The organism is Enterobacter sp. V87_3, assembly GCF_029967835.1.
GTDB classification, from domain to species: domain Bacteria; phylum Pseudomonadota; class Gammaproteobacteria; order Enterobacterales; family Enterobacteriaceae; genus Enterobacter; species Enterobacter cancerogenus.
Window position 1 is genome coordinate 202,399 of sequence record NZ_JASCAM010000013.1, and the last position, 23,848, is coordinate 226,246.

Here is a 23,848-nt window from a genome sequence, read left to right on the forward strand (position 1 = left end):
AAATTGAACCAACTTTTGAGGGGATTTTCGCAATGCGTATTATTCTGCTTGGCGCTCCGGGCGCGGGTAAAGGAACTCAGGCTCAGTTCATCATGGAGAAATACGGTATTCCGCAAATCTCTACCGGTGACATGCTGCGTGCCGCTGTTAAATCTGGCTCCGAGCTGGGTAAACAGGCGAAAGACATCATGGACGCGGGCAAGCTGGTCACCGACGAGCTGGTTATCGCCCTGGTGAAAGAGCGCATTGCGCAGGAAGACTGCCGCAACGGTTTCCTGCTGGACGGTTTCCCGCGCACCATTCCACAGGCTGACGCCATGAAAGACGCTGGCATCACCGTGGACTACGTTCTGGAGTTCGACGTACCGGACGAGCTGATCGTTGACCGTATCGTTGGCCGTCGCGTGCACGCTGCCTCTGGCCGCGTTTATCACATCAAATTCAACCCACCTAAGGTTGAAGGCAAAGACGACGTGACTGGCGAAGAGCTGACCACCCGTAAAGATGACCAGGAAGAGACCGTGCGTAAGCGCCTGGTGGAATACCATCAGATGACCGCGCCGCTGATCGGCTACTACTCTAAAGAAGCGGAAGCGGGTAACACCAAATACGCGAAAGTTGACGGGACTCAGCCTGTCGCTGACGTGCGTGCAGAGCTGGAAAAAATCCTCGGCTAAGTGCACTTTTCTCACCCGGCTCTCCGGGTGAGAAAAATTCTCATCCCACCTATTACAGCAATGGGTTTCGTTTACCCACATTTCCGCTACAATTGACCCCTATTCAAATGGTTAAGAGGCGTGAATGAGTCAGGCGAAAACCGGCATCCTGCTTGCCAATCTTGGCACTCCAGAAGCACCCACTCCGGACGCGGTAAAGCGTTACCTGCGCCAATTTTTAAGCGACACGCGCGTCGTGGATACCCCAAGACTGCTGTGGTGGCCGCTGCTGCGTGGTGTCATTCTGCCGATTCGTTCCCCGCGCGTGGCAAAGCTGTACCAGTCCGTCTGGATGGAAGAAGGCTCGCCGCTGATGGTCTACAGCCGTCGTCAGGAGAAAGCCCTGGCCGCCCGTCTGCCGGATATGCCCGTTGAGCTGGGGATGAGCTACGGCAAACCCTCCCTGAAAAGCGCCGTCGATGCGCTGCTGGCCCAGGGCGTTGAGCACATTGTGGTGCTGGCCCTCTATCCGCAATACTCCTGTTCCACGGTGGCTGCCGTCTGGGATGAGCTGGCGCGCATCCTGGCAACCCGCCGTCGCATTCCGGGCGTGACCTTTATTCGCGACTACGCTGATAACGAACTGTACATCAAGGCGCTTGCCAGCAGCGCGCGCGCGTCGTTTGAAAAACATGGCGAGCCGGACCTGCTGTTGCTCTCCTATCACGGCATCCCCCAGCGGTTTGCCAACGAAGGGGACGACTACCCGCAGCGTTGCCGCGATACCACGCGCGAGCTGGTCTCTGCGCTCGGCCTGCCGCCCGAAAAGGTGATGATGACCTTCCAGTCGCGCTTTGGCCGCGAGCCGTGGCTGACGCCGTACACCGACGAAACCCTCAAAATGCTTGGCGAGAAAGGCGTGAAGCATATTCAGGTGATGTCGCCGGGCTTTGCGGCGGACTGCCTGGAAACGCTCGAGGAAATTGCGGTACAAAACCGCGAATTCTTCCTTGAAGCCGGGGGGACAAAGTACGAGTACATTCCGGCACTTAACGACTCGCCGGAACACATCGAGATGATGGCCTCGCTGGTGACTCAAAGCCGCTGATCGCGCTGAAGGCCGGGTTTGTGCTACCATTCCCGGCCCATAATCCTTGCACAGTTCAGACCATGAAATTTCCCGGTAAACGTAAATCCAAACACTACTTTCCCGTCAACGCCCGCGATCCGCTTTTGCAGCAAATTCAGCCGGAAACCGAGACCAGCGCAGCTTGGGTGGTCGGTATCGATCAGACGCTGGTGGACATCGAAGCCAAAGTGGATGATGCGTTTGTCGCGCGTTACGGTCTGAGCGCCGGACACTCGCTGGTCATCGAAGATGACGTCGCCGAGGCGCTGTACCAGGAGCTGGTGCGTGAAAATCTCATCACCCACCAGTTTGCCGGGGGCACCATCGGCAACACCATGCACAACTACTCCGTGCTGGCCGACGACCGTTCGGTGCTGCTGGGCGTGATGTGCAGCAACATCGAAATCGGCGGCTACGCCTACCGCTACCTGTGCAACACCTCCAGCCGTACCGATCTGAACTATCTGCAGGGCGTCGACGGACCGATTGGCCGCTGCTTCACGCTGATTAGCGACTCCGGCGAGCGTACGTTCGCCATCAGCCCAGGGCACATGAACAAGCTGCGCGCAGAGAGCATCCCGGAAGCGGTGATTGCGGGCGCGTCTGCGCTGGTGCTTACCTCCTATCTGGTGCGCTGCAAGCCCGGTGAGCCTATGCCGGAAGCGACCATGAAGGCGATCGAGTATGCCAAAAAATACAACGTGCCGGTTGTCCTGACGCTGGGCACGAAGTTTGTGATTGCCGATAATCCGCAGTGGTGGCAGACCTTCCTGAAAGATCACGTCTCGATTCTGGCGATGAACGAAGAAGAGGCCGAAGCGCTGACCGGCGAAAGCGATCCGCTGCTGGCGTCAGATAAAGCGCTGGACTGGGTGGATCTGGTGCTCTGTACCGCCGGGCCGGTTGGGCTGTATATGGCGGGTTTTACGGAAGAAGAGAGCAAGCGTAAAACCCAGCATCCGCTGCTGCCGGGCGCGATTGCCGAGTTCAACCAGTACGAATTTAGCCGCGCGATGCGCCACAAAGACTGCGTTAACCCGCTGCGTATTTTCTCCCACATCGCGCCGTATATGGGCGGACCGGAGAAAATCATGAACACCAACGGCGCGGGCGACGGTGCGCTGGCGGCGCTGCTCCACGATATTACCGCCAATGCCTACCATAAAACCAACGTGCCGAACTCCAGCAAGCACAAGTTCAGCTGGCTGACCTATTCGTCGCTGGCGCAGGTGTGTAAGTACGCGAACCGCGTGAGTTATCAGGTGCTCAACCAGCACTCCCCGCGCTTAACGCGTGGCCTGCCGGAACGGGAAGATAGCCTCGAAGAGGCGTACTGGGATCGTTGATTGCTAAAAGAAAACCCCGGTGGCGCTACGCTTACCGGGGCTACCTGTAGGCCTGCTTAGCGTAGCGCCAGCAGGCTTTTTTAACCCGTCACCGCCTCTTCAATCGGCGGTTTCTCCAGCAGCGTGAACATCGTATTGGCAATCTCACGCTCGCCCATCACCACCTGATTAGCCCCGCGCTCGGTAATGTAATCCACTTCGTCGTCATAGTGGGCGCGCGCGATTATCTCGATGTTCGGGCATTTTTCACGGGCGGTGGCGACAATCTCACCCGCTTCGTAGCCGTTAGGAATGGTCAGCAGCAGCCAGCGGGCGCAGTCCAGATGCGCCAGGTTCATGATCTCTTCATTGGCTGCATTGCCCAGCACGGCGCGGATGCCGCGCTCGCGCAGCTCATCAACCCGCGTACGCGAGGTTTCAATCACCACCAGCGGAATGCCCTGAGCCATCAGCTTCTCGCCGAGCAGGCTGCCGACGCGGCCAAAGCCGACCAGCAGGGCATGGTTACAAATATCCACCGGGATCTGCTTCTCTTCTTCCGTGGCCTCTTCGAACGTCTGTTCTTCCAGCGTTTCGGTTTTCTCGAGGTATTTTTCGAGCAGCGCGAACAGCACCGGGTTGAGCATTATCGAGAGGATGGCCCCGGCCAGCACCAGATTTTGTCCGGCCTGCGGCAGCAGATTCAGCGCCATGCCAAGGCCGGCAAGAATAAAGGCGAACTCACCGATCTGCGCCAGGCTGGCGGCGATGGTCAGCGCCGTACGCGGCGAGTGGCCAAACATCCGTACCAGGAAGAAGGCAGCAACCGACTTGCCGAAGATGATAATCGCCAGGGTGCCGAGGACGGCCAGCGGCTGGTCAATCAGGATCAGCGGGTCAAACAGCATCCCGACGGAGACAAAGAACAGCACCGCAAACGCGTCGCGCAGCGGCAGGGTGTCATGCGCCGCGCGGTGGCTCAGTTCGGATTCGTTCAGCACCATCCCGGCGAAGAACGCGCCCAGCGCAAAGGAGACGTCGAATAATTCGACGGCACCAAAGGCAATCCCCAGCGCCAGCGCGAGCACGGACAGGGTAAACAGCTCGCGAGACCCGGTTGCGGCGCTGCGGGACATGATCCACGGCACCAGGCGGCGGCCCACGACCATCATGATGGCGATAAACGCCACAACCTTACCGATGGTTATACTCATATCCAGCGCCAGCGAGGCGAAGCCGACGTTATCTTTTTCCATCATTCCGGCGACGGCAGGCAGCAGGACCAGCGTCAGGACCATCACCAGATCTTCCACAATCAGCCAGCCAATGGCGATCTGCCCGCGCTGGCTGTCTATCAACTGCCTCTCTTCAAGCGCGCGCAGCAGCACCACGGTACTGGCGGTTGAGAGACACAGTCCGAATACAATGCCGGTCATCAACGACCAGCCAAGCACTGCCGAAAGCGCCATCCCCAGCAGCGTTGCCACCCCTATCTGGGCGATCGCTCCCGGTATGGCGATAGACTTTACCGCCATGAGATCTTTCAGTGAGAAGTGCAATCCCACGCCGAACATCAGCAAAATCACGCCCAATTCCGCCAGTTCAGGTGCCAGTTTGGTATCCGCCACAAAACCCGGCGTAAAGGGTCCCGCCAGCACACCCGCCAATAAATAACCTACAAGAGGAGAAATACGAAGTTTGTTGGCAATCATGCCAAGGATAAAAGCGAGCACAAGTCCACCTACAATGGTGGTGATAAGCGGTGTGGCGTGGTGCATTCCGTCTCCTTTCGTCGTGGGTGTTCCATTTCTGGCGTAAATACCAAAAAGCCGAGTAATAGTTTATGACAATTTTCGCGCTTATGTTTATGAATAATTGTTGAAATTTGAATAAAACAGCAATAAGCGTGAAAAAAAGCAGATTTTGATAAATTCGCCGGGGGGAACAGGAGGGAAGCCTTACAACATCAGGAAGTGTGGCCGCCAAAGTTTAACTTTGGCGGCCGATAAACTACGCTTTGTGACGATTGTCAGGCAGGAATATGGTCAACATCCCCAGAAGTGGGAGGAAAGCACAGATTTTATAGACCAGGAAGATGCTGGTATGGTCCGCAACCATCCCCAGTACCGCAGCACCCAGGCCGCCCATACCGAAAGCGAAACCGAAAAACAGCCCGGAAACCATACCGATACGCCCCGGTAACAGCTCCTGTGCGTAGACCAGAATCGCCGAGAAGGCCGATGCGAGGATAAAACCAATGATAACGGTTAAAATCCCGGTCCATTCCAGACTTGCGTACGGTAAAACAAGCGTAAAGGGCGCAACGCCGAGGATAGAGCCCCAAATCACATATTTACGCCCGATTTTATCGCCAATAGGCCCGCCAATTACCGTGCCGGCAGCCACCGCAAACAGGAAGGCAAAGAGGTGGAACTGGGCGTTTTGTACCGATAATCCAAATTTTTGCATCAGATAAAAGGTGTAATAGCTGCTGATGCTCGCCATATAGAAATATTTGGAGAATATCAGCACCAGAAGCACTGATACGGCCAGGATGACCTTATTGCGCGGCAGAGGGTTAACCACTTTCACGACGGGCTTGCCCTTGTTCACGCGATGCTGAGCGGCATACCAGCGGCTGATCTGCGCCAGCACAACGATCGCCAGCAGCGCGGCGAGCACAAACCACGCCACGTTACCTTTACCGTAAGGGGCGATGATCACCGCGGCCAGCAGCGGGCCTAGAGAGCTGCCAAAGTTTCCGCCGACCTGGAACAGCGACTGCGCCAGCCCGTGACGGCCGCCAGAGGCCATACGCGCCACGCGGGACGATTCCGGGTGGAAGACCGATGAGCCGGTACCCACCAGCGCGGCGGCTATCAGCACCGCCTCGAAGCTGCCCGCCATCGCCAGCAATACCAGCCCGCTTAACGTAAAGCACATGCCAATCGGCAGTGACCACGGCATCGGGTATTTATCCGTCCAGTAGCCCACCACCGGTTGCAGCAGCGAAGAGGCCAGCTGGAAGGTGAGGGTGATCATCCCGATCTGTACGAAGGTTAATGAGAACTCAGACTGCAACAGCGGATAGATCGCCAGAATCAACGACTGGATCATGTCGTTGAGCAGATGAGAAAGACTGATTGCGCCTAATACTTTAAAAGAGGTGCGCGAGGCTGGCGGCGACGCCGGAGCGCCCGTCGCGGGCTGGGTTGATTCACTGATTGCCATAAATACCACGTCGTTTTGTTATTAGAAATGCAGGGTGTAATTATTATCCGACTAACATACCCGTCCCCGACATTTGAAGAAAGTCGCAATTCTGAAAACATATTTGTCTATTCTGATTACTCATTGTAATTTTTGCGTTTGTCTATGGGTCAGGGAGAGAGAAGATGAAGTTTATTAAACTTGGCGTCGCGCTGGCGCTGCTTGCCGCGTGGGGCATGGCAAGCCTGCCCGCGCAGGCGTACGAACAAGACAAAACCTATAAAATTACCATCCTGCATACTAACGATCATCACGGCCATTTCTGGCGCAGTGAATACGGTGAATATGGCCTGTCTGCGCAAAAAACGCTGGTGGATGGCATTCGTAAAGAGGTGGCGGCTGAGGGCGGAAGCGTGCTTCTGCTGTCGGGCGGGGATATTAATACCGGCGTGCCGGAGTCGGATTTACAGGATGCCGAACCCGATTTCCGCGGCATGAATTTAATCGGTTACGACGCGATGGCCGTCGGTAACCATGAGTTTGATAATCCGCTGACCGTGCTGCGCCAGCAGGAAAAATGGGCGAAATTCCCGTTCCTCTCCGCCAATATTTACCAGAAAAGTACCGGCGAACGTCTGTTTAAACCCTGGGCGCTGTTCAAGCGTCAGGGTCTTAACATCGCGGTGATTGGCTTAACGACCGACGATACGGCGAAAATAGGCAATCCTGAATTCTTTACCGATATTGAATTCCGCAAACCGGCAGACGAAGCGAAGCTGGTTATCCAGGAGCTGCAGCAGAACGAGAAGCCGGATGTGATCATCGCCACGACCCATATGGGCCACTACGACAACGGCGAGCACGGTTCCAATGCGCCGGGTGACGTCGAGATGGCGCGCAGCCTGCCTGCCGGTTCGCTGGCAATGATTGTGGGCGGTCACTCACAGGACCCGGTGTGCATGGCATCAGAGAACAAAAAACAGGTGGATTACGTGCCGGGCACGCCGTGCGCGCCAGACCGTCAGAACGGCATCTGGATTGTCCAGGCGCATGAGTGGGGCAAATATGTGGGCCGCGCGGACTTTGAATTCCGCAACGGCGAGATGAAACTGGTGCACTACCAGCTGATTCCGGTCAACCTGAAGAAGAAAGTGACCTACCCGGACGGTAAAAGCGAGCGCGTGCTCTACACCCCGGAAATCCCGGAAAACCAGCAGATGCTCTCCCTGCTGACGCCGTTCCAGAGCAAGGGCAAAGCGCAGCTGGACGTTAAGATCGGCACCCTCAACGGTCGCCTGGAAGGGGATCGCAGTAAGGTCCGCTTCGTGCAGACCAACATGGGCCATCTGGTGCTGGCAGCGCAAATTGCGCGGACCGGGGCAGACTTTGGCGTGATGAGCGGCGGGGGCATTCGTGACTCTATCGAGGGCGGCAATATCACCTATAAAGACGTGCTGAAGGTTCAGCCGTTTGGCAACATCGTGGTCTATGTCGATATGAGCGGCAAAGAGGTGACAGACTACCTGACCGCCGTGGCGCAAATGAAACCGGACTCTGGCGCCTATCCGCAGTTTGCCAACGTTAGCTTTGTGGCGAAAGACGGCAAGCTTAACGATCTCAAAATCAAAGGCGAGCCGGTCGACCCTGCTAAAACCTACCGTATGGCGACGTTAAGCTTTAACGCCACCGGCGGCGACGGCTATCCGCATATCGATAACAAACCCGGCTATGTGAACACTGGCTTTATCGATGCGGAAGTGTTGAAGCAGTTTATAGAGCAGAATTCACCGATTGACGTGAACGCGTACGAGCCGAAAGGCGAGGTAAGCTGGCAGTAGCGTTGTGCGGCCTGATGCCCTCACCCCAACCCTCTCCCACCGGGAGAGGGCGCGAACATAAAAAACGGTAACGCCTGTTACCGTTTTGCTTTTACCTCGTAGCCGCCACCCGGCTTTTTTTTACTCCCTGCGCGCAATATCCGCAAACTTCGCGTCGAGCATTTTTGCCAGATCGCTCGCGGCCAGTTCAATATCCAGCCCGCGCTTGCCGCCTGAAATGTAGATGGTGTCAAATTCCTGCGAAGGGGCATCGATCAGCGTGGGCAGGCGTTTTTTCTGCCCGAGCGGGCTGATCCCGCCGACCAGATAGCCGGTGGTGCGTTGCGCAACCATCGGGTCCGCCATATCGACCTTTTTGGCCCCCAGCGCTTTGGCGACTTTTTTGAGATCCAGCTGACCGGCCACCGGCGTTACCGCCACGGCGAGGTGCTTCATGTCGCCATTCATCGCGACCAGCAGCGTTTTGTAAACCTGGTCCGCGTTCAGCCCCAGTTTACGCACCACTTCATCACCAAAATTGGTTTCGTTCGGATCGTGATCGTAAGTATGGATCCGGAAAGTAATCTTGTTTTTTTCGAGTAATTTAACGGCGGGAGTCATAGCTATCCTTCTCACATCAGACATTTCATGCTGGCAGCATACGCCTGACGGTTGTCTAAAAAATAGCACCATCTTGCGCAATAGTGTTGGCAGTGATGGTCACTTTGAGCGACAATCGGCTCAACCGAAGGTCTCCTTCGGCATAATAAAAACGATGAAATTCCTCTTTGACGGGCCAATAGAGATATTGGCCATTTTTTTATTTCAGCAGCGACGGTAAGTTTCCTTCACCGTATAAATGCAGCGCGCCGACCGCGACGACGTATCGCCCGGCGGGCAGCGCATGCAGCCTCTCGCGCCATGCCTGGTTACGCGCGTTCATCAGCACATCGTACAACGACTCGCTAAAGGTCGAAGGCAGCGCCAGCGTGCTGTCCGCAGGCGGGGCATTAAGCCACCAGCCTATCATCGTTTGCAGCAGACGGGCGTTAGTGTGCCAGTGGGTCAGGGTATCATCCAGCAGCATCAGGCCATCATCGGGAAGCTGGCGAAGCAGGGCGATCTGGCTGTCCGTACCTTCCAGCTCGATAATGGCGAGACGGCGCGCGCGGGCCGCGTTCAACAGCTGATAATCGATGCCGTAATCCCCGCGCAAACCGAGACGCTGCGCCTGGGTGGCCTGAAGTACCATGGCAATTTGCCACAGCGGCAGCGTATCCAGCATCGTCAGCGACACGCCGGTTTCATTTGCGATACGCTCCAGTTCCGCCAGCTGCGTCGCATTCAGTCGCGCAGCCAGAGGGGTATCGCTTTCCAGCCCGGCAAACGGCGACTCCTGACCTGAGATATCCGCCTCAACGACCAGCGCGTCGGCATTTTTCAGCAGTTTAAGCAGGCCGGAAGGCAGGGGAGACATATCCTGCGTGCCCATATGAATACTGCCAACCAGGTGCAACAGTTGGCCGCCCGGGAGGGCAATATCCATACCGGGCCAGGCATAACGGCGGGGAAACAGGGCGCGAAACGATGCTTTTATACGATGAATCAGACTCATACGCGCTCCATGAATGGAAAGGTTCATGCTAGCGCGTACGAGTACAAGGTTCAATCCTTCGGTGTAAAACGCAGCAGCCGGTTGGCGTTGCTCACCACGGTGATGGAAGAGAGCGCCATGGCGGCCCCCGCCACGACCGGGTTCAGCAGCGTGCCGGTCAGCGGCCACAAAATCCCGGCGGCAATCGGAATGCCGAACGCGTTGTAGATAAACGCCCCGAGCAGGTTCTGCTTCATGTTGCGCAACGTGGCTTTTGATATCGCCAGCGCGTCCGCAACGCCGGTCAGGCTGTGACGCATCAGCGTAATTGCCGCCGTCTCAATGGCGACATCGCTCCCGCCGCCCATCGCAATGCCCACTTCCGCCTGCGCCAGCGCCGGGGCGTCGTTAATGCCGTCGCCGACCATCGCCACCTGACGACCCTGCGCTTGCAGCGCCTTGATAGCGTCGGCTTTGCCGTCCGGTAGCACGCCCGCAATTACCTCATCAATACCCGCCTCTTTGGCGATCGCATTGGCGGTTGTGGGGTTATCGCCGGTCAGCATCACCAGGCGATAGCCCGCGCGATGCAGGCGCTGGAGGGCTTCTACGCTGTCCGGACGCAGCGGATCGCGAACGGCAAACAGCGCCGCCGCTTTGCCATCCACCGCCAGCAGTACCGGAGTGGCCCCCTGAGATGCCTGCGCGTTCAGTTCACTCTCAAGCGCGGAGGTATCCACGCCGTTTTCATTCAGCAGGGCCTGATTACCCAGCAGCAGCGCGTGCCCCTCGGCTTCACCGCTCACGCCCAGCCCGCGCAGGGTGCGGAATTGACTGACGTCAGGCAGCGCGGCGCTTTCCGCCTTATCCAGAATGGCGCGGGCCAGCGGGTGGCTGGAGCCTTGCTCCAGCGCGGCGGCCAGGCGCAGCGCGTCTGTCTGGGCGAGTCCAGGGGTATGGACCGCCACCACCTGCGGTTTGCCCTCGGTCAGCGTCCCGGTCTTATCGAACACCAGGGTGTCGAGGGTGCTGGCGCGCTGCAGCGCATCGGCGTCACGCACCAGCACGCCAAATTCGGCGGCGCGGCCTACGCCGGAGATAATCGACATCGGCGTTGCCAGGCCCAGCGCGCAAGGGCAGGCGATGATCAGCACCGTGGTGGCGGTGGTCAGGGTGTAAACAATCTGCGGAGCCGGGCCAAAGAGGTACCAGATGGCCCCGCTCAGCAGGGCGATACAGACCACCACCGGGACAAAAATGGCGGAGATTTTATCGGCAAGCTGCCCTATTTCAGGCTTGCTGCTCTGCGCCTGCCGTACCAGCCGAATAATGCGCGACAGCGTAGTGTGGTTGCCGACCGCACGGGCGCTGAACAATACGCTACCGTCCTGGACAACCGTCCCGGCGTGCACGACATCGCCCTGTGATTTTTGCTGCGGGATGGGTTCGCCGGTCAGCATGGCTTCATCCAGCCAGGCTTCTCCCTGTACGATCTCACCGTCGACGGGAACGCTATCGCCCGTAGTCAGGCGCAGCGTCATGCCGGGCTGCACCTCCGCCAGCGGTACGCTCCGTTCGCCGTCGTCGGTTACCACGCGTGCCGTCGGCGGGGTTAAATCAAGGAGTCGCTCCAGCGCTTTCGAGGAGCGCTGACGCGCGCGGGCTTCGAGCATATGGCCTAAGTTGATCAGGCCGATGATCATCGCGCTCGCTTCGTAGTAAAGGTGCCGGGCCTCCATCGGGAACCACTGCGGCCAGAGGTTAACGCTCATCGAGTAGAGCCACGCCGCGCCGGTGCCGAGCGCGACCAGCGTATCCATTGTTGCCGTACGGTTTTTCAGGCTTTTCCAGGCGCTGGAATAGAAGTGGCCGCCCGCAAAAACCATCACCGCCAGCGTGACCAGACCAATCACCAGCCATAGCGTACGGTTGTCGTCGGTGACCATCATGTTGTCGCCGAGCATGCCCCACACCATCACCGGAATACCTACCAGCAGGGCGACAATCGCCTGCCAGCGGAAGCGTTTCATGGTGGCGATGGCGGTTTCCTGCTGGCGTTCGCGGCGTTCGGCATCGTCTTCGATCGCCTCTGCGCCGTAGCCCGCTTTTTCAACCGCCTGCACTAATTCTGCGGCGGAGGCACTGCCCATAACCAACGCAGTCCGCTCCGCAAGGTTTACCCGTGCCTGCGCAACGCCCGGTACGGCCTGTAAGGCATTTTGTACCCGGGAGACGCAGCTGGCGCAGCTCATGCCGTTGATCAGCAACTGCTGGCTGTCATCAACGTCATCCGCTACCGGAAGCTCAGGAGAGACCGCTGTCAGTGCTTCCGACGGGGTTGATGACTCTGTCAGCGGTTTAGCCTTTGGGTGGCTCAGCTCCGCCCCGTAACCGGCCTGTTTAATGGTGTCGATGAGCGCGTCGGCGCTGGCGCTGCCGATCACGGCTGCATGGTCGATGGTCACGTCAGCACTTTCCACATCAGGGCGCTGCTCCAGACTTTCTTTAACGCGTTTGACGCAGTGGCCGCAGGAGAGACCGTCCAGCGTCAGGTCGATTGTTTGTGACATACCCAGACTCCTTTTACCTCAGTGAATTGATTAACTGTCGTAAAGGTTAAACCTTCCAGCAACTGGAAGGTCAAGGTGTTTTGCAAAATGGATTAACGATCGAGCACGATCAGGGGAGAATTGTCGTCCTGCGGGGTGGTTACCGTCAGTTCAGCACGGTAGAGTCGGGTCAGCTGGCCCTGCGTCAACACAGTCTCTGGCGTGCCGTTGCCCACGACCTTGCCTGCCTCCAGTAGCAGGATCCTGTCCGCATAGCGTGAGGCCAGGTTTAAATCATGCAGCACGCAGCAGACGCTAAACTGCCGTTCGCGAACCAAAATACGCAACAGCCGAAATAACTGCTGCTGGTGGTGAATATCCAGCGCGGAGGTCGGTTCATCAAGGAACAGCCATTTTGGCGTGGGGTCAGGCTCCCAAAGTTGAACCAGCAGGCGCGCAAGCTGAACGCGCTGCTGTTCGCCGCCTGAAAGATGCCGGTAATCCCGCGAAGCGAGGGTCTCGCAACCGCAAAGTGTCATAATACGTTCCGTCTCATCGCGCGCATGACGTGCGCGGTGCGGATGTCGCCCCATTCGGATCACTTCCTGTACGCTAAAGGGAAACGCCATCTGGCTGTTTTGCCGCATTACGGCCCGGATTTTGGCCAGCTCGGCCGTCGGCCAGGCATGGATCGATTTGCCAAACAGCAGACACTCGCCTGCATCGGGTTTCAGGTAGCCGGTCAGCTGGCGCAGCAATGTCGATTTTCCCGCGCCGTTCGGTCCGAGGATCGCCACAATTTCGTTACCCGGAAGGATAAACGAGACGTTATCCGTCAGCTTACGCCCCCGGATGCTATAGCTCAGCTCGCGTGCTTCAATCACATCACTCTCCTTGCGCGCAAAATCAGCCACAGAAAATAGGGGCCGCCAGTCAGGCTGGTGAGCAGGCCAACCGGCATTTCAGCAGGTTGAACCAGGGTACGCGCCAGCGTATCCGCGACCAGCAACAGGCACGCCCCGGCGAGCGTTGCGCAGGGAAGCAGCCAGCGATGGTCCGCGCCGATAGTCATACGCACAAGATGCGGGATCGCCAGGCCGATGAAGCCGATCACGCCGCTGACCGAGACCGCCGTCCCCACCAGTACCGAACTGAGCAACAGGAGCTGCTGGCGTTTGCGCCTGACGTGAATACCCAGGTAGTGCGCCTCTTCATCCCCCAGTTGCAGCAGGTTTAGTGTATTTGCCAGCCACAGCGTGCCGATAATCGTCGGCAGAATGACGCTCGACGCCACCGCCAGCGTCGACCACTGCGCCTGACCAAGACTGCCCATCATCCACAGCGTGAGTTGACGCAACTGTTGCTCATCCCCCACATAGCTCAGCACGCCAATAGTCGCCCCACAGAGCGCGTTGATGGCGATCCCCGCCAGTAACAATTGCATCATCCCGCCGTGGGTGTGGCGCAGGCCGATCAGAAAAATGACCGCGCAGACGACCAGGCTCCCGGCGATGGCGAAAATCATCTGCTCATAGAGCATCAACACGGCGGGCAAGGTGAGGGGGAAGACGACGGCGATGCCAACGAAAAGCGCCGAGCCACTGCTGACGCCGAGCAGGCCGGGGTCAGCCATCGGATTACGAAATAATCCCTGCATTAATACGCCTGACGCCGCCAGCGCACCGCCTACAACCACCGCCAGCAGCACGCGCGGCAAGCGGATATTGAGCCAGATATCGCGATACATTTCGTCCGCCAGGGACGATAAACCAATCTTCATCGCCCCCTGACTGGCGGCAACCAGCGTGAGCGCAACCAGCGTAAACGCCAGCCCGATACAGACGCTCAGCGATGAAAGTGAATCCTTCAAGTCACCCTTCTCCTTAAACGTGCGGCAGCCAGCGCTGCCGCGTGTGACATCACGCGGGCTTAAGACCCGGTTCAACGAGGCTATAAACCTGTTTATTAAGTGTGGGTTGCCCGGCAAGCTCGGCCACATGCGCGGCCACGTCGGCACGCATCACCAGACCATGCACTTCAACGCCCTGTGTGCGTTCCGCTTTGCCCGTTGGTGCGCCGTTAAGGAGGCCGCCTGGCCGGATAATGGCAAAATCCAGCGTGCTGGTCTGAAGCCAGCTCTCGGCCAGCGATTTTTCGCGCACCGCCTGACCAAACGCCGCTTTCGCTCGTTCAGACAACCAGGTCCAGCTGTCACCACAGCCCAGTGATGTCACCAGAATCATGCGGGTCATGCCGGTACCTTCAGCGGTATCGATAATCGTCCGGTTTGCCAGATATTCCGCCTGCCCGCCAAGGGTGGAGATAATCTGAGCGTGCTTTCCCGCCAGGGTACAAACTTCCTTCACGCGGTCCACATCGCAGGCGTCACCGATAACAACCTGAACGCCTTGCTCCCGCAGACGCTCTGCGGCCTGCGGGTTGCGCACCAGCGCATATACTGGCCGCTGCTGTTGCAGCGCGATGTCTGCTGTCAGCGCACCGACGCCCGTACCACCCGCGCCAAAAATCAGCCATGGAGTCATACCGTTTCCTCATTAAGCGTTTGACCCAGGGCGCGAAACGCCTCCACCTGCGCTGTTAACAGCTGGCGATGGTCGTCGCGCCCCAGGAAAATTTTAAACATCGCGCTGCCTGCGGCATTAAAGAACAGAATCGAGGCGGTATCCATGGCCATAAATTTGCGTTCAACCAGCGCAATGTATGTGCAGTTTTCCGCTTTGATATGGCCCGTCATCCCCTTTTTGCCGCGCAGGTTGAAGTAACCGTGGCGATGGAAACCGGAAGGCAGTTCGCCTGTAAATTCCAGAATCACGTCGGCGGTATGGACCAGCGTGGTCACATTTCCCCACTGGCATACGCTGTCCCACACCGCGTCGAATTTATCGCCGCTCACAAGTGTATGTGACGGCAGGTTTTCCACCACCTCCAGCAGCGTGACGCCATATTGCGATGCAATAGCTTCTAACGTGCCGTCCGGCTCGGTTTTCATGAATTCACGTAAAGAGACATGGCTCATGGACTACTCCTTTTATGGTTATTTCGCCACGGCGTGTGGCGTATTGAGTTGCTGAATCAGTTCCTGAAGGGACTGTAAAATATTGCTCGCCCAAAAACGGCCCTCACGGGTTAACCGAATGCAGTCCGAGGCATCCTTGACCAGCCCCGCCCGATGCCACTGCGCCAGCAGCGGGGCCAGTTCCTGCGCGCGCGGGGTAAGTTCACTCAGCGGGATGCGGGCGGTTTCGACGCCCGCCTGCAGAATGTGGCGCCACTGAAAACTGTGCTCTTGTGTACGCATCATCATCATGAGTGGTTTTTGCCCCGCGGCGATCGCCGCATGCCAGGCCGTGAGGTTGCGCTCAACCATCCACGACCAGCCGTTAACCGACCCGCCTGCGCCTGACCCCAGCGCCAGGCAGTCTGCTCCTTGCTTAATGAGCAGATTGTAAAGATTGCGCTCGCGCGTGGTCCGCGCCCAGTGGCTGTTGCTGATACAGCGCCAGCCCGCGCGGTCCATGAATTCGTAGCCCTGCAGATAGAGATCGCGTCGCTCTGTGGGCGAGGGGATGGTGACGCGTTCGGCGGCCACGGCCTTGCCGAGCGGGGTTTGTGGCAGCAGATTCAATGCGTACAGATCGACGCCGTCGAGGCCGATATCCCGCGCGATGGTGAGATCCTGTTCCCAAAGCCCGGCGTTTTGTCCGGGCAGACCAAACAGCAGATCGCATACCACCGCTGCGCGATCGCGGCGGATCAGCCCTTCCATAAAGGCTCTTGCTGTTGGGCCATCGGAGGTGCGGGCCATTTTTTTGCGGATTTGGCTGTTGAACGACTGAATGCCGATTGAAAAGCGGTTAGCTCCCGCGTCAAGACAGGCGTCAATGCGATTGTCATCGAAATTCAATACCCGACCTTCGACGGTAATTTCGCAGTCGGGAGCCAGCGGCAGTCGCTCGCGCAGCGCGGTGATAATACGGCCAAGGTCGCGCGCGGAGAGAGCAGAGGGCGTGCCGCCGCCGAAATAGACTGCGTGTACAGGCGCTGACTGATGCAACGCGCTGTCCGCCTCCATGGCAATTTCCTGCAACAGCGCGTCGGTGTAAGCAGCGCAACGGTCCTCTTCGAAACGGTTCTGGTAGAACCCGCAGAAGGTGCAGTGGGTGGCACAAAACGGGATATGCAAATACAAAAGCCGTTTGCGCGCGGGCATCTGCTGGCTGAGCAACGCCTGCCAGGTGGACTGCAGTTCTTCGCTGGCGACCGGTACCGCGCCGCGCCACGGCATAGTGGCATGACGATCGCGAAAGGGCTGCCCGCCTTCCTGCGCAAAATGCGGGGTGAGATCGAGTGGAGTTGAATTCATGACGACGTAAGATCCTTGTTACTTAAGCTGCTGATGCAGGGTTTCAACCGCGTCGGCAATGCGCGGACCCATACCCAGGATCAGCGCCTGGTCGAGGGTAATAATGCGCTGGTTTTTCCACGCGGCGGTGCGGGTGAGCCCCGCAACCGTGCTCAGGCGCTGGAGATCGCCCTGAACCATTTCGCGCGTGACGATAATGACGTCCGGATTGGCAGCGAGAAGGGCTTCCGCGCTGTAGCCTTTGTACTGCTGGTGGGTTGCCACGTTCTGCGCGCCTGCCAGTGTCAGAATGGCGTCGGCTACGCTGCCTTTTCCCGCAACCTGCGGCGCGCTGCCGCCAGCAGAGAGAATAAACATGGCGCGTACCGGCGATTTGCCCGCATTTTCCTCCCTGACCTTATCCAGCCTCTGGCGAAGGTTTGCGATCAGGGCGTGGCTTTTTTCCTCCGCACCAAGGATATGCCCCAGCGTCTGGATATTGGCAAACATTTGCTCCAGTGTGGCGGGCACGCGTGGAAGCGTCACGACGTTGATTTTTTGCGCGCGAAGCTGCTCCAGCACCACGGCAGGGCCTGCGTCCTGCCAGGTCATAAAGGTGTCCGGATGCAGTGACAAGATGCCTTCGCTGCTAAGTTGCTTCCAGTAGCCAATGTGCGCCAGGCGGGCCGTCTGTGGCGGCCAGGAAGTCGTTTCATCCACCCCGACCACGCGATCGCCCGCCCCCAGGGCATAGATCATTTCCGTGAGCGACCCGCCGGCTACCACGATGCGGTCGCTGGTGTGGCCGATGGCGGTCACGCAGAGCAGCAGAAGTCCCGTGAGCGTTTTTTTCATCATCAGAATTTCCACGCAAAGCCAACGGCGGCGTTAAAGCCCGCAGCAGGGATGGACTCATGTGCGGTTTGATAGCGTTTATTGGTCAGGTTATTCAGCGCAAGGTTGATCAGGTACTGATCCTGCGGGCCAAACTCGGTGTTAAAGGCCAGGTTCAGTGTCGCCCAGCCGGGATAACGGGTATGGGTCTCGCTGGTGTTATCCGTGGCGCGCGAGGCGGCACGCACGAAGAGATCTGTCATGATGTTCAGGTTGTTGAACAAATGTGCGTGCTTCACGCCGACGCGGCCGTTGACCGTTGGCTCCCCGGTATCCCAGGTTTTAAGGGTGCTGCCTTCATACTGACGTCGCAGAATATTGCCGCTCAGATAAGGCGAAACAGCCCAGCCGTTGTACTCGGCGCTCAGTTCCATCCCCCACGTTTTCGCCCGGTCGACGTTATCGTAGAAGTAATACCCCGTGCGTGAGCTATTGCTGTTGCCGTTGCAAATGCGCTGACCGGAACAGGCGACGGATGCGATGTAGTCCTTCGCTTCGGAGTAGTACACCGCGCCGTCTACGACCCACAGATTGCCGTTATAACGCGCGCCAATCTCGTAGTTGTTGGAATGTTCAGCCTTAAGATCAGGATTGCCATAGTTCACACCGCCGCCCGCTGATGTCTGCATAAAGAGCTGGCTCAGCGTCGGGAAGACGTATCCCTGGGCAAAGGCCATACGCAGCTCCAGATTATCGAATCCGGAATAACGCAGGCTGGTGGAGGTAACCAGTTCGTTATCACGGGTGCTGTCATGACCAGGCGAGGAGGTGGTTGTGCCCGTCAGCGAACTGGTGGTGGTTTCGTCGCCCCCCGTAAGCTTCGACGAAAGCCAGTACTGGCGCGCGCCCAGCGTCCAGGTCCAGTTATCGGCAAATGCCCAGTCGTTCTGGGCAAATACGGACCAGTTGGTTTGCTCCGAGCGGTTATGGGAAAGCGTGTTTTTACTGTAGTTCACCGCCGACGGGAAGCCGGTAGTGCTGGAGGTGTCGGTTGCGCTCCGGGAGGTTTGTTTTACCGTATCGCGCTGATACTGTGCGCCCAGCACCAGATTATTATTCGACGGCAGGCTGAAGTTAGACTGCAGCGTCAGGCCCTGAGTCTCCTGTTTATCTTCCGAACGCGTCTGATTTGCCACGCGCAGGTTACCGATCATCGGGCTGCCAGTGGGGGTGTTAACGGCGACGCTATTTTCAAATTTTCGTTTAATATTTTGCGTGTAGGCATCGACGTGCAGCGTTTTCAGGTACTCTCCCGCAACGTCAAAATCATAGAACAGGCCAATTTTTTCGCGCTTTAGCTCGGGGATCCTGACGCTGAAATCTTCATAGGTTGGATCGTCGTACCACGTCTGTGTACTGAGATCGTAACGATCGACTGACAGGCCAAACTTGTGACGATCGACGGTATATCCCAGCCACACGCCCTGGCTGTTATTGCGAAAATGGGTATTTGGCAGGCGGCCATCCGGTGTATCACGGTTGCCCTGATCGGAGTAGCTTCCGTTGATGCGATAGTCGAACTGCCCGATGCTGCCCCAGGCGGCGGCAGACTCATCCCAGCCAGCGGTTGCCGAGTTGTAAGTGGCTTTTACCACGCCGCCCAGCGGCCTATCGCCCCCTTTTTTGGTGATAAAATTCACCACTCCGCCAATGGCCTGCGAGCCATACAGAACGGAGTAGGGACCTTTAACCACTTCTATACGCTCTAACGCAGATTCATCGATCAGCAGACCCGCTCCGTAGTTTTGCCCGGCGCGTTGATAGGTGACTTCCTGCCCATCAATCAGGATCAACACGCGGGACGATGCTTCGCCACGAATACGGATTTGCTTGCGCCCGGCCAGTGCGTTATCGGTCACCTCCACGCCGGGAATATCCTGCAAATCGTCGGCAATTGAGGTGCTGGTGGATCTCTCCAGCGTTTCACGGTCAATAACCTGAATCGTCGCCGGGCTTTTCCATAAGCTACTTTCTGAACGGTTAGCGGTGACAACCAGGGTATCGTCGTGTGTTTTATTCTGTGCTGTGGTTGAAGCGGCTGCCGTGGCAGTACCCGCCATCAAAAATGAAATTGCGGAGAGCATCACGCGCTCCTGGCAAGTTCTTCGCATCATAAACTTGAACCTTAATTTTAATGATAATTAATATCGTTCGCATTTATATAAAAGAGACGCGCCTTCGTCCACCGGCGAAGATGTAAAGCCAATACATCTTTGATTTGAGTCAATTCGTCACGTGCGGTAAACACTAAATTGTGACGAGCATCACAGACGGAAGTCACACAAGAGAATACTAGCCATTTGAATCATATGAGATATATCTTCTAATGCGGTGCGTATGCCAGAAAGAGATGGGTTATTGCCCGGCCAGGCTTACAATATCAGAAGGCCGATGACTGAAAACACCAACAGCCGGAGGGGAAAATGAATATCAGTGATATGGCGAAAAAAACCGGATTAACCAGCAAAGCGATCCGTTTTTACGAAGAGAAAGGGCTGGTGACGCCGCCGCTGCGCAGCGAGAATGGCTATCGCAGCTACACCCAGCGGCACCTTGACGAGCTGACGCTACTGCGACAGGCAAGGCAGGTAGGATTTAACCTTGAAGAGTGCGGCGAGCTGGTGAACCTGTTTAACGATCCGAAACGCCACAGCGCCGACGTCAAAAAACGCACGCTGGAAAAAGTGGCGGAGATCGAACGGCATATTGTTGAGCTGCAGACGATGCGTGAACAGCTGCTGCAGTTGGCGAATTCGTGCCCGGGAGATGACAGCGCCGACTGTCCGATTATCGACAATCTTTCCGGCTGCTGTCATCGCAAGGTGCATAGCTAGCAGGCCCTAACCCGCAGCGTTATCCCTTCTACTGCCACGACCTCTACCTGCGTTCCGGCAGCGAGGTCTTCATCGGCCACGACCGGCCACGAGCTGTCACCCACGCGCATGTGGCCGCGGCCATTCACCAGCGTGGTATCGAGCGTAAAACGCCTGCCGACGATCTGCTGCCCGCGCTGGTTAAGATGGGCATCAGCGGGTTTTTGCTTGCTCACCCGCTTGTTAAGCCAGCGCCACCACAGCCACGCAGCAACGAGAGTCAGAACCGCGAACAAGACGCCTTGTCCTTCCCAGCCAACCGGCAGCAGCCAGACGACTAGCCCGGTGATCACGGCAGCGACGCCGCTCCAGAGCAGATAACCGTTGCCCCCCAGCATCTCGGCGGCGAGCATTAAGCCCCCGAGGCTAAGCCAGAAGGCATGAGGATGGGCGACGATAAGCTCAATCATCTTTTACGCTCGTTTCCGCTGTCTTTGATCAGTTCGGTGATACCGGCGATAGAGCCCATCAGGCTGGTGGCATCCAGCGGCATCATCACCACCTTGCTGTTGTTCGCCGAGCCAATCTCTTTCAGCGCGTCCGTGTATTTCTGCGCAACGAAGTAGTTCACCGCCTGAATATCCCCGGCGGCAATCGCCTCGGATACCATTTGCGTCGCACGGGCTTCTGCTTCTGCCGAACGCTCACGCGCCTCGGCCTGCAAAAATGCCGACTGACGCTCGCCCTCGGCTTTCAGGATCTGCGACTGCTTTTCCCCTTCCGCTTTTAGGATTTCTGCCTGACGTACGCCTTCAGCTTCCAGGATATAGGCGCGCTTGGTACGTTCTGCTTTCATCTGGGCGTTCATGGAGGAAATCAGTTCTGCCGGAGGGCGCACGTCGCGGATCTCAATACGGGTGACTTTGATCCCCCACGGATTGGTCGCTTCATCGACAATGTGCAGAAGGCGGGTGTTGATGCTGTCACGCTGGGAGAGCATCTCATCCAGTTCCATCGAGCCCAGCACGGTACGGATGTTGGTCATCGTCAGGTTGACGATAGCCAGTTCCAGGTTGCTGACTTCGTACGCCGCTTTTGGCGCATCGATCACCTGAATAAAGCAGACCGCATCGATGGTGACGTTAGCGTTGTCCTTGGAGATGATCTCCTGAGACGGAATATCCAGCACCTGTTCCATCATGTTGATCTTACGACCGATTCTGTCCATGAAAGGCACGATAAGGCTCAAGCCTGGCGTCAGCGTATTGGTGTAGCGGCCAAAGCGCTCGACCGTCCACTGATAGCCCTGCGGAACAATTTTGACGCCAGCGCCGACGATGATCAGCGCAACCAGGATAAGAACTGGAATAACGATGAGCATTAAAACCTCCTGTTTTACATGCAAAAAAAATGAAAAAAAAAGGCGTGTGTAGTATCCGTCAGTATATCGACTATCAGGTATAAAATCGCCTTTTTAAAAAGGTTGTTTACAGACTGGAAAAAGGAAAACGCCCCGCCGGATGGCAGGGCGCGAGAGGTCAGTTGGCGGGATGGGTATAGGTAAAATCGGCGATGAAACCGTCGCCCTCGTCGGCGATGGCTTTTGAAAGCCCCTGATAGTAATTTTCCAGCCCCAGGGCTTCGATTTGCTGGATCTGCTCGCGGATAGGAGCACAGAACAGGACCGCGTTCCCCGCCTCTACGCGCTTGTTGTTTGGTGGGAGGTCGCCTGTTATGGCTTTAAACCACGTTCTGATCCCTTGCTTTAAGTTCTGCGGGGCTTTGGCGAGATTTTCGCTGTCGGTCAGTACCTGCAGGGTCGGAAATTCATTGGCATAGACCGCGCGCTTCATGCGTTCAAAAAACTGGCTAAAAAGTTCGAATGAGTTGAGATCGGTCACGCGCGGCTTGGTGGTTTTGCCGTTTTTATTGCCCGGTTTTCGCGGCGATGTTACCGACGCCGGGTTCGCATTCACTTTTTCAAGATCAAGGCCAAACAGCAGGTTGCAGTGCGCACGACGCTCTTTAAGCGGGTAGGACAGTAAAACGTCGATAAACTGGGTGGCTTTCACCTTCGCGAGATTATGGTTTATTAGCCACTGCGTGCGTGAAAACTCAGCCGGAGAGACGAACCAGTCCGGTATTTCGCTAAAGCGTTTCGATTTTCCCTTACTGTCAAATTCGATAAAGTGCGCGCCATCGTCGAAGGCAAAATAGCAATTTTTAAAGCTGCCAATCGTGGTGTTCACGATCAGCGCCTTCTTAACAAAATCGACGACCTCTGCACCGATGACAAAACTCGTGAGTTCTGAAGAATTGATGACTTCCATTAATGTTTCAACATCAGGAACGCCTGGCTTCAGGGAAGAGAACTCATAAAAGATATGTGTCATGCCGCATACTTCCTATAGTTATAAGAGTGTCAATTTGTATGCTAAAAAGTTTAACACCCCGCAATGGCATAGGCTATTAGCAGCGCATGCTGGAACCCTTTAGCGATCACAAATGGAAGATATACGTTACTTTTTAATGTCAACATGTCAAATTTGATTGACATTTTACTGACTAATGAAGGGTTGAATGCGTAAGGGTGGGGCAAGGGAGAGCGTAGTGTGCCTGACGCAACCCGCCAGGCTGCGGGTAATAAAGACCAGAACCGCGAACAGCGTTCATTTCATTGTGAGGTGCTAATTAATAAGAAAAAATTAACAGGCCGCTTTTAAGACGGCCCGCTGGATTAAATGAGATTAAAAATCGCCAGAAATACCCGCGCCTGCCATCCAGCCGCTGTCGAAGGAGCTTGATGCCTGCATGTTTACCGCAACGTGGCTGGTAACCCCTTTCTGGATCCCTGCTGCCAGCGCCGCCCCATCGCCGTTAGCGGTGCCGGTTGAGAGCGCCCATGCGTTATCTGAGTGATAGTGGAGGCTGGACATCGCCGCGGCGTTATTCAGGCCACGTTTCAGTTCGTCCCGGGTGTCATCAATCTCTCTCGCGTTGCGATCGATAGCCTTGCTGTTGCTCTCGATGCGCTGGCTGTTGTTCTCGATGCGCTGCGAGTTATCCGCAACCTGACGGTTATTGCTCTGGGCAACATAGTAATTGTTCACCTGATTGATCTCGGTGACGGTACCGGCAGAACCGTTTGCCTTCGCTGAAGGCTCTGTGGTCGTTGTCGTTTTCGTCGTGTTATCAATGTAAGTGACGCTACTGGTGCGAGGCGTTTGCGGATTGATCAGGGTGCTTTTTGGCAGGCCTGTCGTTGTAGTCAATACCGGGGTTTTAGCGATCAGCGTTGTAGAGGTAGACGTTCCGGTGTGAGGAAGCGGTGGTGTTTTTTGAGCAGGCAGCACGGGCTGAGGGGTTTTCTGCGACACAGACTCGACTGTCAGCACCGGGGCATTCTTCGGCTGCGGGATCGCCTGCGGCGTTGCCTGAGGAATAGCCTGCGGCACGGCCTGAACTTTCAGCACAGGGGCTTTCATCGGCTGCGGGATC

The 23,848-nt window shown here is 57.0% G+C and carries 21 protein-coding genes; 5 read left to right on the forward strand and 16 right to left on the reverse strand.

Annotated features, from left to right (window positions below; all coding sequences use genetic code 11):
• Nucleotides 1–32 precede the first annotated feature (32 nt).
• From adk to QLG21_RS06030, 3 genes are all read left to right on the forward strand, one after another.
• A complete protein-coding gene (gene adk / locus QLG21_RS06020; protein WP_006176952.1) occupies nucleotides 33–677 on the forward strand; it encodes an adenylate kinase in 645 nt (214 codons plus the stop codon).
• A gap of 124 nt (nucleotides 678–801) precedes the next feature.
• A complete protein-coding gene (hemH, locus tag QLG21_RS06025) occupies nucleotides 802–1,764 on the forward strand; it encodes a ferrochelatase (protein WP_006176953.1) in 963 nt (320 codons plus the stop codon).
• 62 nt (nucleotides 1,765–1,826) lie between these two features.
• The gene (locus tag QLG21_RS06030) at nucleotides 1,827–3,131 is read left to right on the forward strand and encodes an inosine/guanosine kinase (protein WP_282484055.1); all 1,305 of its coding nucleotides are present in this window, start codon (nucleotides 1,827–1,829) and stop codon (nucleotides 3,129–3,131) included.
• Between the two features lie 80 nt (nucleotides 3,132–3,211).
• On the opposite strand, the gene ybaL is transcribed toward QLG21_RS06030, so the two are convergent.
• Together ybaL and QLG21_RS06040 are read right to left on the reverse strand one after the other, a co-directional pair.
• Nucleotides 3,212–4,888 (reverse strand): YbaL family putative K(+) efflux transporter, encoded by a 1,677-nt coding sequence (gene ybaL / locus QLG21_RS06035; protein ID WP_006176955.1) that lies wholly within the window; start codon nucleotides 4,886–4,888, stop codon nucleotides 3,212–3,214.
• A 232-nt stretch (nucleotides 4,889–5,120) separates the two neighbouring features.
• The gene (locus tag QLG21_RS06040) at nucleotides 5,121–6,341 is read right to left on the reverse strand and encodes an MFS transporter (protein ID WP_282484056.1); all 1,221 of its coding nucleotides are present in this window, start codon (nucleotides 6,339–6,341) and stop codon (nucleotides 5,121–5,123) included.
• Between the two features lie 164 nt (nucleotides 6,342–6,505).
• Here QLG21_RS06040 and ushA point away from each other — a divergent pair, with 164 nt between their 5' ends.
• On the forward strand, nucleotides 6,506–8,158 hold the full coding sequence (ushA, locus tag QLG21_RS06045; protein WP_282484057.1) for a bifunctional UDP-sugar hydrolase/5'-nucleotidase UshA: 1,653 nt from the start codon (nucleotides 6,506–6,508) through the stop codon (nucleotides 8,156–8,158).
• 120 nt (nucleotides 8,159–8,278) lie between these two features.
• On the opposite strand, the gene ybaK is transcribed toward ushA, so the two are convergent.
• The 10 genes from ybaK to QLG21_RS06095 form a co-directional block, all read right to left on the reverse strand.
• Complete coding sequence (gene ybaK / locus QLG21_RS06050; protein ID WP_058609274.1) at nucleotides 8,279–8,758, reverse strand: Cys-tRNA(Pro)/Cys-tRNA(Cys) deacylase YbaK; 480 nt, start codon at nucleotides 8,756–8,758, stop codon at nucleotides 8,279–8,281.
• A gap of 199 nt (nucleotides 8,759–8,957) precedes the next feature.
• Nucleotides 8,958–9,752: a TraB/GumN family protein gene (locus QLG21_RS06055; protein ID WP_042320851.1), complete on the reverse strand. Its 795-nt coding sequence runs from the start codon at nucleotides 9,750–9,752 to the stop codon at nucleotides 8,958–8,960.
• 50 nt (nucleotides 9,753–9,802) lie between these two features.
• Complete coding sequence (copA, locus tag QLG21_RS06060; RefSeq protein WP_282484058.1) at nucleotides 9,803–12,301, reverse strand: copper-exporting P-type ATPase CopA; 2,499 nt, start codon at nucleotides 12,299–12,301, stop codon at nucleotides 9,803–9,805.
• A gap of 92 nt (nucleotides 12,302–12,393) precedes the next feature.
• Complete coding sequence (locus QLG21_RS06065; protein ID WP_282484059.1) at nucleotides 12,394–13,164, reverse strand: heme ABC transporter ATP-binding protein; 771 nt, start codon at nucleotides 13,162–13,164, stop codon at nucleotides 12,394–12,396.
• On the reverse strand, nucleotides 13,161–14,150 hold the full coding sequence (locus tag QLG21_RS06070) for an iron ABC transporter permease (RefSeq protein WP_249357429.1): 990 nt from the start codon (nucleotides 14,148–14,150) through the stop codon (nucleotides 13,161–13,163). The genes QLG21_RS06065 and QLG21_RS06070 overlap by 4 nt, the downstream gene beginning before the upstream one ends.
• Nucleotides 14,151–14,199: 49 nt before the next feature.
• Nucleotides 14,200–14,823, reverse strand: a complete 624-nt coding sequence (locus tag QLG21_RS06075; protein ID WP_282484060.1) for an SDR family oxidoreductase — start codon at nucleotides 14,821–14,823, stop codon at nucleotides 14,200–14,202.
• Nucleotides 14,820–15,317: a heme utilization cystosolic carrier protein HutX gene (hutX, locus tag QLG21_RS06080; protein ID WP_282484061.1), complete on the reverse strand. Its 498-nt coding sequence runs from the start codon at nucleotides 15,315–15,317 to the stop codon at nucleotides 14,820–14,822. The genes QLG21_RS06075 and hutX overlap by 4 nt, the downstream gene beginning before the upstream one ends.
• A gap of 18 nt (nucleotides 15,318–15,335) precedes the next feature.
• The gene (gene hutW, locus QLG21_RS06085; protein WP_282484062.1) at nucleotides 15,336–16,664 is read right to left on the reverse strand and encodes a heme anaerobic degradation radical SAM methyltransferase ChuW/HutW; all 1,329 of its coding nucleotides are present in this window, start codon (nucleotides 16,662–16,664) and stop codon (nucleotides 15,336–15,338) included.
• Nucleotides 16,665–16,682: 18 nt separating this feature from the next.
• Nucleotides 16,683–17,498 (reverse strand): ABC transporter substrate-binding protein, encoded by an 816-nt coding sequence (locus tag QLG21_RS06090; protein WP_282484072.1) that lies wholly within the window; start codon nucleotides 17,496–17,498, stop codon nucleotides 16,683–16,685.
• Between the two features lie 2 nt (nucleotides 17,499–17,500).
• Nucleotides 17,501–19,651, reverse strand: a complete 2,151-nt coding sequence (locus QLG21_RS06095) for a TonB-dependent receptor (RefSeq protein WP_282484063.1) — start codon at nucleotides 19,649–19,651, stop codon at nucleotides 17,501–17,503.
• A 309-nt stretch (nucleotides 19,652–19,960) separates the two neighbouring features.
• On the opposite strand from QLG21_RS06095, the gene cueR reads away from it, so the two are divergent.
• Nucleotides 19,961–20,371, forward strand: coding sequence for a Cu(I)-responsive transcriptional regulator (cueR, locus tag QLG21_RS06100; RefSeq protein WP_282484064.1), 411 nt, complete (start codon nucleotides 19,961–19,963; stop codon nucleotides 20,369–20,371).
• On the opposite strand, the gene QLG21_RS06105 is transcribed toward cueR, so the two are convergent.
• From QLG21_RS06105 to QLG21_RS06120, 4 genes are all read right to left on the reverse strand, one after another.
• Nucleotides 20,368–20,820, reverse strand: coding sequence for an NfeD family protein (locus tag QLG21_RS06105; RefSeq protein ID WP_282484065.1), 453 nt, complete (start codon nucleotides 20,818–20,820; stop codon nucleotides 20,368–20,370). The genes cueR and QLG21_RS06105 overlap by 4 nt on opposite strands.
• Nucleotides 20,817–21,731, reverse strand: coding sequence for an SPFH domain-containing protein (locus tag QLG21_RS06110; protein ID WP_282484066.1), 915 nt, complete (start codon nucleotides 21,729–21,731; stop codon nucleotides 20,817–20,819). The genes QLG21_RS06105 and QLG21_RS06110 overlap by 4 nt, the downstream gene beginning before the upstream one ends.
• 157 nt (nucleotides 21,732–21,888) lie before the next feature.
• Complete coding sequence (locus QLG21_RS06115; RefSeq protein ID WP_282484067.1) at nucleotides 21,889–22,743, reverse strand: hypothetical protein; 855 nt, start codon at nucleotides 22,741–22,743, stop codon at nucleotides 21,889–21,891.
• Between the two features lie 354 nt (nucleotides 22,744–23,097).
• A partial coding sequence (locus QLG21_RS06120; protein ID WP_282484068.1) for a hypothetical protein occupies nucleotides 23,098–23,848 on the reverse strand: 751 nt, incomplete at its 5' end.

What these genes read in the sequence shown, in the direction of transcription:
- adk (WP_006176952.1), top strand. Translation starts at nt 33, where the DNA reads ATGCGTATTATTCTGCTTGGCGCTCCGGGCGCGGGTAAAGGAACTCAG.
- hemH (WP_006176953.1), top strand. Translation starts at nt 802, where the DNA reads ATGAGTCAGGCGAAAACCGGCATCCTGCTTGCCAATCTTGGCACTCCA.
- QLG21_RS06030 (WP_282484055.1), top strand. Translation starts at nt 1,827, where the DNA reads ATGAAATTTCCCGGTAAACGTAAATCCAAACACTACTTTCCCGTCAAC.
- ybaL (WP_006176955.1), bottom strand. Translation starts at nt 4,888, where the DNA reads ATGCACCACGCCACACCGCTTATCACCACCATTGTAGGTGGACTTGTG.
- QLG21_RS06040 (WP_282484056.1), bottom strand. Translation starts at nt 6,341, where the DNA reads ATGGCAATCAGTGAATCAACCCAGCCCGCGACGGGCGCTCCGGCGTCG.
- ushA (WP_282484057.1), top strand. Translation starts at nt 6,506, where the DNA reads ATGAAGTTTATTAAACTTGGCGTCGCGCTGGCGCTGCTTGCCGCGTGG.
- ybaK (WP_058609274.1), bottom strand. Translation starts at nt 8,758, where the DNA reads ATGACTCCCGCCGTTAAATTACTCGAAAAAAACAAGATTACTTTCCGG.
- QLG21_RS06055 (WP_042320851.1), bottom strand. Translation starts at nt 9,752, where the DNA reads ATGAGTCTGATTCATCGTATAAAAGCATCGTTTCGCGCCCTGTTTCCC.
- copA (WP_282484058.1), bottom strand. Translation starts at nt 12,301, where the DNA reads ATGTCACAAACAATCGACCTGACGCTGGACGGTCTCTCCTGCGGCCAC.
- QLG21_RS06075 (WP_282484060.1), bottom strand. Translation starts at nt 14,823, where the DNA reads ATGACTCCATGGCTGATTTTTGGCGCGGGTGGTACGGGCGTCGGTGCG.
- hutX (WP_282484061.1), bottom strand. Translation starts at nt 15,317, where the DNA reads ATGAGCCATGTCTCTTTACGTGAATTCATGAAAACCGAGCCGGACGGC.
- hutW (WP_282484062.1), bottom strand. Translation starts at nt 16,664, where the DNA reads ATGAATTCAACTCCACTCGATCTCACCCCGCATTTTGCGCAGGAAGGC.
- QLG21_RS06090 (WP_282484072.1), bottom strand. Translation starts at nt 17,498, where the DNA reads ATGAAAAAAACGCTCACGGGACTTCTGCTGCTCTGCGTGACCGCCATC.
- QLG21_RS06095 (WP_282484063.1), bottom strand. Translation starts at nt 19,651, where the DNA reads ATGATGCGAAGAACTTGCCAGGAGCGCGTGATGCTCTCCGCAATTTCA.
- cueR (WP_282484064.1), top strand. Translation starts at nt 19,961, where the DNA reads ATGAATATCAGTGATATGGCGAAAAAAACCGGATTAACCAGCAAAGCG.
- QLG21_RS06105 (WP_282484065.1), bottom strand. Translation starts at nt 20,820, where the DNA reads ATGATTGAGCTTATCGTCGCCCATCCTCATGCCTTCTGGCTTAGCCTC.
- QLG21_RS06110 (WP_282484066.1), bottom strand. Translation starts at nt 21,731, where the DNA reads ATGCTCATCGTTATTCCAGTTCTTATCCTGGTTGCGCTGATCATCGTC.
- QLG21_RS06115 (WP_282484067.1), bottom strand. Translation starts at nt 22,743, where the DNA reads ATGACACATATCTTTTATGAGTTCTCTTCCCTGAAGCCAGGCGTTCCT.